Origin of the sequence: Brevibacillus sp. RS1.1 (genome assembly GCF_013284365.1) — a bacterium.
In the GTDB taxonomy this organism is placed as follows: domain Bacteria; phylum Bacillota; class Bacilli; order Brevibacillales; family Brevibacillaceae; genus Brevibacillus; species Brevibacillus brevis_D.
This window is the reverse complement of the sequence record NZ_JABSVA010000004.1, coordinates 488,259-501,237: the sequence shown is the minus strand read 5'-3', so window position 1 is coordinate 501,237 and position 12,979 is coordinate 488,259. Positions and strand designations below refer to the sequence as shown.

Below are 12,979 nucleotides of genomic sequence, written 5' to 3'. Positions count from 1 at the left end.
TTGTATTGCAGAAAACAACGACACGACAACGAAAAAGTACCTTTGTCCTCCTTGCGATCGGCTTGGTAATCCTCTTGCTGATCGGTTTGTTGCTGAGCTTGTTTACCGGAGTAGCTTCGCTGCAGATTCGCTCATTAGTAACGCATTGGTTATCGGGCGAATTCTCCAAGGAGCTCTTGATTTTCCAAACCATCCGCGTTCCAAGAGCCGTGCTGGGAGCCATCATTGGGGCGAATTTGGCTGTGGCAGGCGCCGTGATGCAGGCCGTTACCCGCAATCCGCTGGCATCCCCGCAAGTGTTTGGCGTGAATGCGGGGGCTTGTCTGGTGGTCGTACTTGCGATTGTGTTTTTACCGGATATCGGGAAAGCCAACCTCATTTATTTTGCATTTGCTGGGGCGATTCTCGGGGGACTTGTGGTCTTTGGTTTTGCAGCTTCCCGCGGGATGACCAATCTCAAGATCGCTTTGGTAGGAATGGCCATCCACCTGCTGCTCACCTCCATTACGAAGGGAATTATTATTTTTAACGAACACATATCGAATGTATTGTACTGGTTGTCTGGCTCCATTAGCGGAGCGGCCTGGACGGATGTGCAATTGATTTTGCCATGGTCGATGGGGGGACTCCTGCTGGCGATCTGGCTGTCTGGCTCTTTGTCTGTGTTTCGACTGGGGGAGGAAGTCGCGATGGGGTTGGGACAAAAAATCGCCCGCGTCCGTCTGCTGTCTTATGTTGTGGTCGTTATTTTGGCAGGCGCCTCTGTTGCTGTCGCCGGAGCTGTTGGGTTCGTCGGACTGATGATTCCGCATATCGCAAGGAGGCTCGTGGGTACGGACTATCGCGTCGTTATCCCTGTGTCTGCGCTTGGTGGCGCTGTCTTGGTCACCTTTTCCGATATCCTGGCTCGCTTGATTTCCTATCCGTTTGAGTCTCCCGTAGGAATTGTAACGGCTCTCCTGGGAACCCCGTTCTTTCTGTACTTGGCGAGAAAAAAGGGGAGGGAAATAGTATGACTACGCGAAAAAACACCCTGCTCCTGATGGGCCTCGGTGCCTTAGTCTTAGTGGCAGCATTGCTTAGCATGGGGATCGGTCCGATCTTTATCGGCCCTGATCAACTCATTCGAGTGATTATGGGCGAAGCTTCATCGCTTACGTTTATGATTGAAAACTATCGATTGCCGCGGGCGTTGCTCGCGATTCTTGCTGGAGCGGGCTTCGCGATCGCTGGTGTGATTTTGCAAGGAATGATCCGGAATCCGCTGGCATCACCGGATGTCGTAGGGGTAACCAAAGGTGCGGGCTTGTTCGCAGTTGTGGTCATCATTTTGTTTCCGACCGCTTCACCACTTCTCCTCCCGATTGTCGCGTTTTTGGGAGCACTAGCGGTAGCGATTGCCCTCATCTATTTCGCTCGGAAAAGCGGTGCACAGCCAACTACGTTTGCCTTGGTTGGAATGGGAGTAGGGGCGATCTGCCAAGCGTTGACGGAATTCATCATGGTAAAGTATCCGATGCAAGCCAATGATTCTCTTGTCTGGCTGGCAGGGAGCTTGTGGGGGAAAGGCTGGGATGAAATTTACGCTTTGCTGCCGTGGCTGCTCGTATTCATTCCGATTAGCTTTGCCCTGCATCGAAAGCTGGACATTATTAGTCTGGATGAAGGGAGCTCCACCGGGCTTGGACTGAATGTCGTGCGAACACGCTATATGCTCTTGCTGCTCGCCGTTGCGTTGGCAGGCGCATGTGTAGCAGCGATTGGCTCGATCGGCTTTGTGGGATTAATTGCGCCGCATATGGCGAGAAAGCTGTTCGGTCATCAGCATCGTTATCTGTTGCCAGGTGCGGCGGTTCTGGGAGCGTTGATTCTCGTCATTGCAGATGCATTGGGGAGGGGACTGAATCCTCCGTTCGAGATTCCCGCGGGTATCGTGACGGCCGTCATCGGTGTTCCGTACTTCTTGTATTTGGTGCGTCAAGAGAAGAGAAAGTAAAAAAAGCCTAAGTAGCCAGTGTGATCCGGTATTCTACCGAGGTACACTGGTTTGTTTTTTCTCGAACCGCTCCTTTTCTACCCATAAGAAATCCCCTCCAAGTAGAGTGTACCACCCACCGTTTTTTGGGCGGAGTTTTTACACTGTCTATTCAAAGGGGATATTAGCAGCCTAGGTTTTTTTCAATGTCCACATTTCCTTTTTACTCTTGTTTAAGCCATGCGTTAGCCAATGTCATGGCTCCACGCGCTGCTTCCGTATTTGCCAAATCATTAAGCATGACGAAATCGTGGATGATTCCTTGGAAACGTACCGTTGTTACAGGTACACCAGCATCACGAAGTTTATTTCCATAAGCCTCCCCTTCATCCCGCAATACATCTGCTTCCGCTGTGATAATTAATGCCTCGGGAAGTCCTTTCAACTGTTCTGTCGTTGCACGCAAAGGGGAAGCAGTGATTTCCGCTCTTTGTTTCGGATCGGTTGTATATTGATCCCAGAACCATTGCATGGCGTCACGACGAAGGAAGTAATTCTTGGCAAACTGATGATAAGAAGGAGTATCAAATGACGCGTCTGTTACGGGATAGAATAGCAGTTGCTTGTTAATTTGTGGACCTTTTCGTTCTTTCGCCATGAGAGTAATAGCTGCTGTCATGTTTCCGCCAACACTATCCCCTGCTACGGCAAGTTTTTCAGGGTTCATGCCGTGCTGTTTTCCATTCTTCGATACCCACTCCAATGCTGTGTAAACTTCTTCGATCGCAACAGGATACTTTGCTTCCGGCGAGAGGCTATAGTTGGTAAACACGACTGCAGATTGGGAACCAACTGCAAGTTCACGTATCAATCGGTCGTGCGTATGCTCGTTTCCGAATACCCAGCCAGCTCCATGCGTGTACAAAATTACGGGGAGGTTTTGAGGGGCGTTCTGCGGCTTCACAATCCTGATGGACACAGTCCCTTTTGGCCCTCCGTTAATGGTAAGGTCTTGAATATCAACAGGTAATTTCTTAACAGGACCAGACTGAACCTGATCCACGGCCTTTCTCCCCTCTACTGGTCCAAGATCGAATAAATATGGAGGGTTAGCTGTTGCGTCTGCGAATTTTTGAGCTTCGGCCTCGAGCACTACTACTTTATTTTCCATTTTCTTTTCCAACTTTCCTTGTTTTGTTTGTTGAGAAGCATCTGCGTGTAAGAAGGTATTAACACTGTAACCGCCAACCAGTAATGTGAGCGCAATACCAGAAAGTAATGCTTTACTCTTGTTCATGAATAAATTCTCCCTTACTTTTTTGTACATGAGTTGAACTATTCTTGTATTCGGTTTTGTAGCGGAAAAAGTAATCACCACAAATTTAATTTTTATAAATTAAATTGCATGCAATTTATCAGACAGAAAAATATCGGGAATGCCCGGTCTCTGTCAAGCGCTGTTTCTGTAAGAAGCTACAAACCCGAAGCATCCTACTTACGGGCCCTTTTTGTTTAGATGACTCTCAATTCAACATGCATGTTACCGTTGCGAGTTGCTCTTGAATACGGACATACTTGGTGAGCCTCTTCTACCAATTCCTTTGCTGTGTCTCGGTCAACGCCGTTTACTTTAACCTCCAGAACCGTGTGTAATTGGAATCCGCCCTCCGCATCTTTTCCAAACGAAACGTTAGCCGTAACCGTCGTACTCTCCAGCTTGATCCGTTTTGTACGGGCAACGAGGTTCAGTGCTCCATCGAAGCAAGCGGAATATCCAGCTGCAAAAAGTTGTTCAGGATTGGTGTAAGCACCGCCAGGTCCACCCATTTCCTTTGGAGTGCGAATTTCAAGATCAAGTACGCCATCGGACGATTTCACTACTCCGTTTCGTCCGCCGGAAGCAGTTACAGAAGTTGTGTAAATTGGTTGCATGAATACTCTCTCCTTTAATTGTTAACGATTATATTGTACGCAATTTAATTTACTACTCACTTGAATTCTTGTCAACAATTATAGCTATTTAATTTCGCGCTATTAAATTTGACATTACTTACCCTGAACGTTATGATTCTTTCAAAATATGCTATATCGGAGCGGATTTTATCCATGAATAACGATGAATTTCTACAACTAAAGAATCAGCTTTGTTTTACCGTATACGCACTGTCCCGTGAAATTACTCGTATGTATCGCCCCTATCTGGAAGAAATGGGCGTAACCTATCCACAGTATCTTGTTCTGCTCGTTTTATGGGAGTATGGCGACTGTACAGTAAAAGAGCTTGGAGAACAGCTTTACCTAGATTCAGGCACGTTAACCCCACTCCTGAAACGAATGCAAGAAGCAAAATTGGTCACACGAGACCGTTCGAAAGAGGATGAGCGAGTTGTCGTGATTCGCTTGACAGAAAAAGGACAATCTCTAAAAGAGCAATCCTGTAAACTGCCAGAAGCTTTGTTAAATAATAGTAGGCTCGATCCTAAGGAATTTAGTGGGCTTCTCCAAAGTAGCCAACTTCTGCTTACGCACATCCATCATTCAAACGAAGCCGTCAATTCCAAAAGATAACGTTACTTTTTAAAGGAACGGACCGTGAATACCAATTTACTAAGAAGAGCCTGACCAGTGATGGTTGGGCTTTTTTCCTGTCCTGAAAATATTTATCCAATCCTTGTAAGAAAAAAACCGATCTTTTCATAGTAAAAGTAGAATGGTTGCTGGACAGTAGAAGTGAACGGAATGTCCGGTGATAGAAATAGAAGGGAGCGACAATTCATGGAGGAGGATCAAGAGTGGGTGAAGCAAGTCTTGGGAGGCGACCCGCATGCCTTTGCCCACCTTGTGAACAAGTACAAAAACAGGGTGTGCTCGTTACTCGTACGGATGGGCAATTCCCCAGAGGATGCAGAGGATTTCGCACAGACTGCTTTCGTCAATGCGTATAAAAGCTTGCAGCAATATGATGCGAGCCGTCCGTTTTCAGCTTGGTTAAATAAAATCGCAATCAACTGTTGTCTGCAAGCATGGCGGACGGCACAGAAGAAGAATCCGATCGTGCCTTTTCAAGAATCCATGAAGGCCCACACCAATGATGAAAACCCGGAGTCGTTTTACCTGGCTCGTGAAAAACAAAACGAAGTATTCGCTGTCATGGGAGAACTCGCTTCCCATTACCGGATCGTGCTTACTCTACGATATTTTGAAGAGCTGAGCTATCAAGAAATTGCTGAGACGATGCAAGTTCCGGTAACTACCGTGCAAGTTCACCTGTACCGCGCGAAGAAAAAGCTCCGTGAGCTCATGGGGAAAAGGGGGGAACTTCATGAAATGTGCTGATTGTATCAGACTGATCAATCAAGTCGACCGAGAGCTTTCATATGAAGAAGGAAGAGAGCTTCAGGATCATATCGCTGGTTGTGGGCATTGTCAGTCCATGCTGCTTCAGGAAGTCGACGAAGTGGATGCCGACTTGAGTAAACCTTGGCCGATCGTATCTGCCTCGGATCATTTCACCGAAAAAGTCATGGGGGAAATTTTACAGGTAGAAGAGCAACAACAAAAATCGTTACGTCGAAAAAAATGGCCTAGTCGTCTATGGAAACGAGCAAGCATTACCGCAGCCATACTGCTGCTTGTCCTGACAGTAGGTGTCGTATCATCCCCCACGCTCGCTAACTATGTCACGTCAATTTTTTCCGAGTCGTTTATCGCAGAAATGCAGCGTGGAGGCGATCTGGGCTTTTCTCAAAAAGTGAATCAAACAGTCACGGATCAAGGCATTACCGTGCTGGTGGATGAGATTTTGGTCGATCCATTAAAGATGTATGTGTCGATTCGATTTTTCACGGACCAACAGAAGGAGCTAGAAGCTTCGATTGAGTTTGAAAACAAGGACAACCGGATTTTTCTGTCTGACAAAAACGGGAAGTACATCGGAACGGAAGTGCAGAATTCATACGACTTCGAGACGTTGTATCTGCCGGAGAATGTTCCAAATGATTTGATTCTCAACCTGAAAGTAAACAGAGTGGATTTGCGCGACGATTCATCTACAGAAGACGAAGAGAAGGTAAATCCCATCTATGGAAGCTGGCATATGAAAATTCCCGTCTCGCTGGAAAAAAGCAAATCGGCCACACAAACGATTCCGATTAAGAAAACATACACCTCTCCGCAAGGGTTTATCTTGGTAGCTGATAGATTAGTGCTGACACCAATAGAATCAAAGCTGATCCTCTCTTCTAAGATGAGTGAGCAAGAGAAGGCGCGTATGGAGTCGAAAGCCGAAGCAAGAATGAAGGTTCACAATTCGCTTTACCCTGACAAGGTCACTGCCCAAGAAGTGCGGGATTCCATCAGAACGAATGCAACAGTCATGTGGGAAATCGTCGATGAGACAGGCAAGGTTGTGATGGATACAAACGGGGCGGATGGGAGTTTTACGGTCCGATTGAACCAAACAAAAAGCTGACGTATCGTACTGTCTACATCGAGAAGGCAGAACCATCCGATTTGCTCATGACTTTTACACCAGCAAAACTCAACGAGCAGCCTGTAACCTTTACAAATGAAGGGAATACGTTTGTCTTGAAGTCGTTTCGCATCGAGCCCGATCCTGATCCAGAAACCGGTACATCCGGGTACGTCGGTATCATTGAGGCAGAGATCACCTACCACAAGGACACTGTAGAGTACTATCGAATGGATGCCGTTGGATTAGGCATTGTCAAAATGGAGAAAGGCGATCGCTCCAAGGACAGTAAGCGTCCACATACAAGAAAGATCACCATACACAATTTCCCAAAAGGAGCAGGAAGAGAGAATCAACCGGTAACGATTATAGGCACTAAGCTAATAAAAAGGTATGAAAATGTGGATTGGAGCTTTGACATCGTAAATCCAGCGCATTGAGGAAGCCATCGCTTTAGTCCTTCATAAATTGGCGTGCAGCTGATCATCCTACTACTGACAGCTCATTCCCGACGATTTCCTTTCATGGTAAACTGTCATGTAAGTGTCATGCTTCATCCATTCTGTCCTACTAGGTGGTACATACATGCGGTCTATTTGGAAGATATACAAAACAGACTGGATTAACATTTTCAAGGTCCCGACTGGGATTTTTCTGATCATCGCCATCATTCTCATTCCTTGTTTATACGATTGGATCAACATCAAATCGGTATGGGACCCTTACGCCAATACGCAAGGGGTCAAGGTAGCGGTGACGAGCGAGGATCAGGGAGCTTCGGTTGAGGATAAAAAGGTCAACATCGGAGAGGAGCTCATAAAGAGCTTGCATAACAACCAGAAACTAGGGTGGACCTTTGTGGATAAAGAAGAAGCCAGAAGGGGTGTGGAGTGGGGCGATTACTATGCCAGCATCCTGATCCCGGCTGACTTTTCCGCAAGAATCACGGGAATTGTTCATGGCAACCTGAACAAGCCCGAAGTGATCTATACGGTCAATGAAAAAGTGAACGCCGTCGCACCCAAAATCACTTCATCGGGCGTTTCGGCGATTGCCAAGCAGATCAACGAGAGTTTTACGGAAAGCGTCAGTGAAGCCTTGCTCACGAAGCTTACAGAGATCGGCATTAAAATTGAAGAGCAATTGCCGACCATCCGTAAAATCGAGAGTGGCGTTTTCCAATTGGAAAAAAGCCTGCCTGAGATTCATGCCGCAGGGCAAAAAGTATTGGAGATTGAGAAGAAACTTCCCGAGATTCACGAGAAAGCGCAGATCATTCTGGAAGTGGAAAAAAGAATCCCTGAGATTAATCAAGCAGGGCAGGCCGTCCTCAAGGTTCAGCAAAACTGGCCGAAAATCAATGAGGCGGCGTCTGTCATTATCGCGATGGAAGACAAGCTGCCTGTGATTGAGCAAGCCGTTGGACGAATTGAAGAGCTGGATCAAAATTTTGATAAGGTCGCAAACGCAGTGACGACGGCCACAGAAAAAGCGAGTCGAGCCATTGAGATCGTTTCGGCTGCACAACAAGCGTTGCCGCGTATCGCGGATCTAACTGATAAGGGCGCGTCTGTTGCCGATCAGCTCAATGACTTTTTTACGAAGCATGACGGTGCTTTTGAAACGATTGCACCGCTGATCAAGCAAAATCTCATCCTTGCCCAGCAAGCATCGGATGCGCTCACACAACTCACAGACAGGCTGTTGCAAATCAATCCGGATCGCCTGCCTACTGCCAGTGAGGTAAATGCCGTGAAAGACAGGCTATCCAGAGCTGCAAATGTTTTGGGGCATACCGCATCGCTTGTAGAGAAAGTAAACAGTTATCTTCCTGGGCAGCTATTGAGTCATTTCGCAGAGAGGCTGCGCACGATTGAGAGCAGAATGAACCGGCAAATCGAGATTCTCGGCATGATTGCAAGCGCGATTGAAAACGGCAAGCAGCCTGCGAAAGATTTGGTGGAGAGTCTGAATCAGCTCTCGAAAAACACTAGCGCGGAATTGGGAGACATCCTGTCTCGTTACGATAGCGAAATCGTTCCGAAAATATCTGAGGGCATTGACAGGCTGAAGGTGATCACAGGAGAATCTGCCGATCTACTGCATAAGGCCCAAGAAAAACTTCCGGATGTCGAAGCGATTCTCAAAGAAACAAAGACAGGATTGGAGCTGGGGTTGGCAGAATTGAAGCGAATCCAGCAGGAGATGCCGCAAATACGCTCACACGTCCACGAGCTTGCAACAACACTCAGAAGCAAGTCGGATGCTTTTGCAAATGCCATTCGCGTAGCAGCGCCATTCCTGAAGAGCAATCTTCCTGCCATCGAGAAAAAGCTCAACGAGGCAGCGGCATTTGTCCAGAACGATTTGCCTAAAGCGGAGGCGGATTTGACCAAGCTGGCTGATTTTGTGCGCTACAAGCTCCCGGAGGTGGAGACAGGAGTCCATAGAGTTGCCGCATTGGTTCGCGATGATTTGCCTAAGCTGGAGAGTGCCATTGGGAAGGCCGCCGATAAGCTGAGAGAAGTCGAAGCGAACAACAATTTCGCCGACCTTGCCAAGCTATTGCGCGGCGACATTAAAAAAGAGAGCGAATTCCTCGCAAGTCCCGTGCAAATCAAGGAAAATCGCCTATACCCGATTCCGAATTATGGTTCGGCCATGTCGCCGTTTTACGGTGTGCTGTCTCTCTGGGTAGGTGCGACCTTGTTGATTTCCCTGCTGAAGCCGAATCCGGAAAATCCAGGCGGAGTGTACAAGCCGTATCAGTTGTATCTTGCCCGCTTGGGAACGTTTGTGACAATCGGGCTGTTTCAGGCGCTGTTCGTCACGCTCGGTGATATTTACATCCTCGGGGCCTTTGTAGCGGATAAAGCTCCGTTTGTATTGTTCGGTATGCTGGTTAGCCTGGTGTTCGTCACGATTACGTACACGCTCGTGTCCGTCTTCGGCAACGTGGGCAAAGGTATAGCGATCATCTTCATGGTTTTCCAATTTTCCAGCTCGGGCGGTACGTTCCCGATTAGCATGACCGCGCCATTTTTCCAAGCGCTGAACCCATACATGCCCTTCACGTATGCGATCAGTCTGTTACGTGAAGGGGTGGGCGGCATCCTCTGGGAAACGGTGATCCGCGATATACTCGTCCTATTCGGCTTTATCGGTATCAGCCTGTTTGTGGCGCTTGCACTGAAGCGTCCGTTGAGCGGAATCATTGAAAAGTCGATGGAGAATGCGAAGAAGACCAAGATTATTGGGTAAAGGTTACACGGAAGTTGATTGGAATTAGCAGGGTGTCCTCACGTAGATATCACTACTGGAGGGCGCCCTTTTTTTAAGGACAAGTGATTTTATGTCTTGGTAAAATATGGGTAATTGATGAATCATAAAGGGGGAGTGAACCATGGGGAGATGGTTTGGATACATTCTACTGACGATTTTGATAGGCGGTGTGTGCTTTTTTGTCATTACTCCACAAATCACCTTGATGTTGAGTATGTTCGTCATGATTGGAACCTTGTTTTATATTGTACACATTTTGAAAAATGAACTGCCTAGATTAGTTCAGGATCGGCTGGAAAGACGATTCCATAAGACAGATAAAAGACTCGAGGAATTACAGAACCTGTATAAGCAGGAGACTGAGTAGAGATGTCGGGGGAGAGGACGCCTAGTGATGCTATCAGTATGAAAAACTCGATTTCCTTAGCGTTGAAAATCGAGTTTCTCATTTTCGTGAGATTACCCCGAGGTGTCCCCTTTTTCCTGAACAGGCACGGAACGTGTCGCCAGTCGGGCAGCAGATACCAGCCCCAGTATGACGATAAACGTCTGAAGGAGCAGGGAAACGGTAATACCAACAGAAAGTGAAAACGCAAAGGCAGTCATCACAGACACGATGGCTCCTCCCATCCCAATAACAATCGCAGGCGTGAACGTATCCGCGATAGATAGTTCAGCAGATACTTTCCCTTCCTCACCAGATTTTGCAAGAGAAAACGCAATAGCACCACTTGTCGGGTGAGCCAAACCGATTCCGAAGCCCATAATGATCTGGCTAAAAATCGCAACTACGATACCGAAAAGATCCTGCTGAATTAACGTCAGCGGTACGGTACAAGCGACGCCGATGAGCATAATAACGAGACCGATGATCATTCGTTTTTTTCGACCGGCCCCTTGGTCTTTTTTATCCAGCTTCGCCTGTACATTGGCTGCCAGCGACCAACTGATTGCTGCGGAGGCAACAGCTAAACCAGCTTTGTCGGCGGTTAATCCTAAAATCGAAGTGAGTCCAAGGACGAGATACGTTTGTGTGCCATAATAGGCAGCGACAAATAGACCTCGAGACGCCATGACGGCAGGTAAGCCTGGGCGTGCGACGAGCGTTCCTTTAGGCATCAGCTTATACAACGGGACACTGAGGGCAAGCAAACCCGCGATGGATAGCAAAAAACCGTAGATCGAGGGAATTTTGCCGAGTCCAAAAAGCAAGGCACCAGTCCCTATAGCCAAGAAAAAAGGCAGAAGAAGACTACGATTGTTTGCCGCGCTTGCTTTTGGCGGCTGTAAGCCTCGGAAAGAGGGAGTCGTTAAGAGTGCAGACAGAAAGATAAAGGGAAGGATCAACCAGAAGACATATCTCCACGACAACTGTTCAGCAATAATCCCGGCGACATACGGTCCGAACAGGCCTGGAAGAATATAAGCGCTGGAGAAGACAGCAAGAATCTGAGGGCGAAGAGAATCAGGGTAGCGCAAAGTAATCATGGTATACACGCAATTGACCAAGGCACCGGCTCCGAAGCCTTGCATCACTCGCCCAAGCAGTAAAGTAAGCATATCTGGCGCAATTGCAGCAACTACAATGCCAAGGGCAAAGAGCACGATCGTGACAATAAAAGGCTGGGCAGGCCCTTTTCTATCGACGAATTGACCTGTAACCACAGTTCCAATCAGCTGAGCCAACAAATAAGCACTGAATACCCACCCATAAAGATCCTCACCTTGTAGCTCTCGGGAAAGACCGGGGGCGATTGTCGTGACAGCCAAGCCTTCAAATGCTGTAGCAGTTACCACGAGAATAATCCCAATCGTCAACGCTCGGTAATGCGTGCTCCAGATCCCTTCTGTGCTCATTATTTTCACTCCTTTTTTGTATATATTTCGCTTTGAAAGTTGTTATAAATACTGTTGCTACAACAACTAATTATATACAAAAAATGACATCCTGCAATGGTTTTTGTTTTTACAAGTTTTTTACGTTCTCATAAATGATATTGAGGGTTCTTCGGAATTGGTTCACTTCTTCTTCGGTCAATCCTGCAATGGTTTTCTTATACGCTTCAATGGAGGGAGGAAGGACTTCATCTTTTAAAAGTCGCCCTTTTTCCGTCAAATAAACGCGAAGGGAGCGGCGATCCTTTTTATCTGTTTCGCGATGAATGAACCCTCTTTCTTCGAGGAGGAAAAGCATCCGCGCGATATTCGTTTTATCTTTATAGGTGCGTTCTGCCAACTCGTTCTGGGTCAGACCTTCTTCTTCCCATAGCACGACAAATATCATCCACTGATCGATGGTGATGTTATACGGATTGCATACTTTTTGATAATAGTTGTTCAGTTTTAAATCCGTTCGTTTCACGATGACGCCAATATACTCATCCAATCTCATTGCGAAACCTCCTAGGTCAGGCAGTCAGGGCAACTGTTGATAAGACAACTATAAGGATGCTTCCGACAAGTGTCAATTTGCAGGGCTGATATGTTGGACGCATGAAAAAGCCAAATTTGCTCAAAATAACAGCGGGATTTAATACTTATCAAAAAGGAGAAGGAATAGATGACTCCAATGCTTAGGAAAGTTACCGTGTTGATGATTTGCGTGGCATTACTTGGTGTGCCGGGAATGGCAGCAGCCAAGGAATCGCAAGGAAATGTAAAGCAGGCAAATTGTATAAGGCCGAAAGAAGTAAAGCTACAGGGCGATATGCGCAGACTCTGGATTGACCACTTGCTGTGGGACCACACCTATATGGTAAGCGCCTTGGCAGGGCTGGAAGACAAAGACGCCGTACAGGCACGTCTCTTGAAAAACCAGGTGGACATCGGGAACGCAATCAAGCCGTATTACGGAGAGGAAGCAGGTAAAAAGCTTACCGAATTGCTGACCGAGCATATTACGATAGGCGGCAAAATCATTGACGCAGCTAAAAAAGGCGATCAGGCTACTGTGGCAAAGCTGGATAAGGACTGGCACCGGAATGCGGATGATATCGCCAAGTTCTTAAGTAGCGCCAACCCCAATTGGAACGAGAAAGAACTAAAAGAGATGATGTACGTGCATCTGAAGCTGCTCACTGATAATCTCCAGGCGAGATTGAGAAAAGACTGGCAAGCGGATATTGCTGCGTTTGATCAAGGAGAGGATCATATCATCTCATTGGCGGATGTGCTGACAGCAGGCATCATTAAGCAGTTCCCGAACCAGTTCTAAAAGAACTTCCTTAACAAAAAGAACGCCAGCACGTGTC

At 47.1% G+C, this 12,979-nt stretch carries 13 protein-coding genes; 9 read left to right on the top strand and 4 right to left on the bottom strand.

What is annotated here, in order from left to right; all coding sequences use genetic code 11:
* Positions 1-5: 5 nt before the first annotated feature.
* Positions 6-1,016, top strand: a complete 1,011-nt coding sequence (locus HP570_RS16560; protein ID WP_173626421.1) for a FecCD family ABC transporter permease — start codon at positions 6-8, stop codon at positions 1,014-1,016.
* A complete protein-coding gene (locus HP570_RS16555) occupies positions 1,013-1,996 on the top strand; it encodes a FecCD family ABC transporter permease (RefSeq protein WP_016739504.1) in 984 nt (327 codons plus the stop codon). The genes HP570_RS16560 and HP570_RS16555 overlap by 4 nt, the downstream gene beginning before the upstream one ends.
* Positions 1,997-2,198: 202 nt before the next feature.
* Here the strand turns inward: HP570_RS16555 and HP570_RS16550 are convergent, their stop codons facing one another.
* Both HP570_RS16550 and HP570_RS16545 read right to left on the bottom strand, forming a co-directional pair.
* Entirely contained in the window at positions 2,199-3,146 is a 948-nt protein-coding gene (locus HP570_RS16550) for an alpha/beta hydrolase (RefSeq protein ID WP_173626510.1), read from the bottom strand.
* Between the two features lie 341 nt (positions 3,147-3,487).
* Entirely contained in the window at positions 3,488-3,907 is a 420-nt protein-coding gene (locus tag HP570_RS16545) for an organic hydroperoxide resistance protein (protein ID WP_015893936.1), read from the bottom strand.
* Positions 3,908-4,081: 174 nt separating this feature from the next.
* On the opposite strand from HP570_RS16545, the gene HP570_RS16540 reads away from it, so the two are divergent.
* From HP570_RS16540 to HP570_RS16520, 6 genes are all read left to right on the top strand, one after another.
* Positions 4,082-4,543 (top strand): MarR family winged helix-turn-helix transcriptional regulator, encoded by a 462-nt coding sequence (locus HP570_RS16540; protein WP_173626420.1) that lies wholly within the window; start codon positions 4,082-4,084, stop codon positions 4,541-4,543.
* Positions 4,544-4,750: 207 nt separating this feature from the next.
* Positions 4,751-5,311, top strand: a complete 561-nt coding sequence (locus HP570_RS16535) for an RNA polymerase sigma factor (RefSeq protein ID WP_173604070.1) — start codon at positions 4,751-4,753, stop codon at positions 5,309-5,311.
* Positions 5,298-6,446 (top strand): DUF4179 domain-containing protein, encoded by a 1,149-nt coding sequence (locus HP570_RS16530; RefSeq protein WP_254495311.1) that lies wholly within the window; start codon positions 5,298-5,300, stop codon positions 6,444-6,446. Before HP570_RS16535 ends, HP570_RS16530 begins: the two co-directional genes overlap by 14 nt.
* Positions 6,447-6,487: 41 nt before the next feature.
* On the top strand, positions 6,488-6,886 hold the full coding sequence (locus HP570_RS29650) for a hypothetical protein (RefSeq protein ID WP_254495309.1): 399 nt from the start codon (positions 6,488-6,490) through the stop codon (positions 6,884-6,886).
* A gap of 145 nt (positions 6,887-7,031) precedes the next feature.
* On the top strand, positions 7,032-9,707 hold the full coding sequence (locus HP570_RS16525) for a YhgE/Pip domain-containing protein (protein WP_173626419.1): 2,676 nt from the start codon (positions 7,032-7,034) through the stop codon (positions 9,705-9,707).
* A gap of 142 nt (positions 9,708-9,849) precedes the next feature.
* A complete protein-coding gene (locus HP570_RS16520; protein ID WP_173626418.1) occupies positions 9,850-10,095 on the top strand; it encodes a hypothetical protein in 246 nt (81 codons plus the stop codon).
* A 92-nt stretch (positions 10,096-10,187) separates the two neighbouring features.
* On the opposite strand, the gene HP570_RS16515 is transcribed toward HP570_RS16520, so the two are convergent.
* Both HP570_RS16515 and HP570_RS16510 read right to left on the bottom strand, forming a co-directional pair.
* Positions 10,188-11,585: an MFS transporter gene (locus tag HP570_RS16515; RefSeq protein WP_173626417.1), complete on the bottom strand. Its 1,398-nt coding sequence runs from the start codon at positions 11,583-11,585 to the stop codon at positions 10,188-10,190.
* Between the two features lie 109 nt (positions 11,586-11,694).
* Entirely contained in the window at positions 11,695-12,120 is a 426-nt protein-coding gene (locus tag HP570_RS16510) for a MarR family winged helix-turn-helix transcriptional regulator (protein WP_064200182.1), read from the bottom strand.
* 168 nt (positions 12,121-12,288) lie between these two features.
* On the opposite strand from HP570_RS16510, the gene HP570_RS16505 reads away from it, so the two are divergent.
* Entirely contained in the window at positions 12,289-12,942 is a 654-nt protein-coding gene (locus tag HP570_RS16505; protein ID WP_064200181.1) for a hypothetical protein, read from the top strand.
* Positions 12,943-12,979: the final 37 nt, after the last annotated feature.

Coding starts and splice junctions, on each gene's coding strand:
- HP570_RS16525 (WP_173626419.1), top strand. CDS start 7,032: ATGCGGTCTATTTGGAAGATATACAAAACAGACTGGATTAACATTTTC.
- HP570_RS16535 (WP_173604070.1), top strand. CDS start 4,751: ATGGAGGAGGATCAAGAGTGGGTGAAGCAAGTCTTGGGAGGCGACCCG.
- HP570_RS16510 (WP_064200182.1), bottom strand. CDS start 12,120: ATGAGATTGGATGAGTATATTGGCGTCATCGTGAAACGAACGGATTTA.
- HP570_RS16505 (WP_064200181.1), top strand. CDS start 12,289: ATGACTCCAATGCTTAGGAAAGTTACCGTGTTGATGATTTGCGTGGCA.
- HP570_RS16530 (WP_254495311.1), top strand. CDS start 5,298: ATGAAATGTGCTGATTGTATCAGACTGATCAATCAAGTCGACCGAGAG.
- HP570_RS16555 (WP_016739504.1), top strand. CDS start 1,013: ATGACTACGCGAAAAAACACCCTGCTCCTGATGGGCCTCGGTGCCTTA.
- HP570_RS16515 (WP_173626417.1), bottom strand. CDS start 11,585: ATGAGCACAGAAGGGATCTGGAGCACGCATTACCGAGCGTTGACGATT.
- HP570_RS16550 (WP_173626510.1), bottom strand. CDS start 3,146: ATGGAAAATAAAGTAGTAGTGCTCGAGGCCGAAGCTCAAAAATTCGCA.
- HP570_RS16545 (WP_015893936.1), bottom strand. CDS start 3,907: ATGCAACCAATTTACACAACTTCTGTAACTGCTTCCGGCGGACGAAAC.
- HP570_RS16520 (WP_173626418.1), top strand. CDS start 9,850: ATGGGGAGATGGTTTGGATACATTCTACTGACGATTTTGATAGGCGGT.
- HP570_RS16540 (WP_173626420.1), top strand. CDS start 4,082: ATGAATAACGATGAATTTCTACAACTAAAGAATCAGCTTTGTTTTACC.